Source organism: Thalassotalea coralli (genome assembly GCF_055786205.1).
Map to the genome: position 1 here is coordinate 1 of NZ_JBVVBK010000029.1, position 276 is coordinate 276.

1 rRNA gene is annotated in these 276 nt (G+C 44.9%); it reads right to left on the reverse strand.

Annotated elements, in window-relative coordinates:
* Positions 1 to 154: 154 nt before the first annotated feature.
* Positions 155 to 269: ribosomal RNA gene (rrf, locus tag ACOB80_RS20875) — 5S ribosomal RNA — on the reverse strand.
* Between the last annotated feature and the right edge of the window lie 7 nt (positions 270 to 276).

A 276-nucleotide genomic window follows, 5' to 3' on the forward strand; every position in this document is an offset into this window, starting at 1 on the left:
CTTATCACTCGCAGAGCTCGTGCTGAAAAATTGGGATAAAGCCAAACTGTTGGCTTTCTCTATTAACCAATTTTCCTCTACTCGAGAGTAGGACATTCTAAACCCTACAAAGCAAAAAACCCGTAGCCTTAGCTACGGGTCTTTCTAAATAGGTGCTTAGCAATGTCCTACTCTCACATGGGACCTCCCACACTACCATCGGCGCTATTGCATTTCACTTCTGAGTTCGGCATGGGGTCAGGTGGTTCTACAATGCTATTGTCGCTAAGCAAAATC